This window comes from Streptomyces palmae (assembly GCF_004684805.1).
Taxonomy (GTDB): Bacteria; Actinomycetota; Actinomycetes; order Streptomycetales; family Streptomycetaceae; genus Streptomyces; species Streptomyces palmae.
In genome coordinates this window covers 1-677 of record NZ_SRID01000782.1, presented here as the reverse complement: position 1 = coordinate 677, position 677 = coordinate 1, and the positions used below count along the sequence as shown (strand labels likewise).

The following is a 677-nucleotide window of genomic DNA, read 5'->3' as shown; positions in this document are numbered from 1 at the left end:
GGATGGCGGGGGCGGCTCGGGATGGTGGCACCGGTGCGGGAGAGTCCGTCCTGCCGCTTGCCGTGGTGCGGGGCGGTGGCTTGCCGAGGGGGCCGTCGCGCCCGGTGTTCCGCTCCCGCCGGGCAGCGCGTTCCGTTCCCGCCGGGGGCCGTGGCTCAGGACGGGCGGCTGCCGGGCACCTTCCACCACAGGAGCCAGGCGCCGGTCCCCAGGATCGCCATGTTGATCAGGAGGTGCCCGGTGGTGTCGCCGAAGCCCAGGGTCTCCCAGCCGAACCACTGCTTCAGCAGGCTCTTCAACGCGAGGTACAGCAGCACGTCGAAGACCACGGTGAACAGCCAGGCCGGCGCAGGGGACCAGCGCGGCCGGGGCACGGCGTGCAGCAGGGCGATCAGGGAGGTGATGAGCAGGGCCTGGGGCACGTAGTCGGACGGAACCGTGTTCAGGAAGTTCCACGGCAGGAAGGAGCCGATCGCCCAGAGCAGCGCCAGGCAGCCGATGAACCGCAGCAGTACCGCTGTGGCGGCGCTCGGGGGCTGGGGGCCGCCCGCCTGCCGCCCTGGGGGCGGCAGCGGCACCTGCGCCCCGGGCGTACCCGGTGTCCCCAGCGTCCCAGGCGCCCCCGGCGTGCCCGGTACTCCCTGCGCCCCCGGCATCACCGGTACTCCCCGCGGCCC

General features: G+C 74.3%; 1 pseudogene. It reads right to left on the bottom strand.

Annotation, left to right across the window (positions count from 1 at the left end):
- Window positions 1–155: 155 nt before the first annotated feature.
- Window positions 156–677, bottom strand: a pseudogene (locus tag E4099_RS34740) (hypothetical protein); the annotation flags it as partial.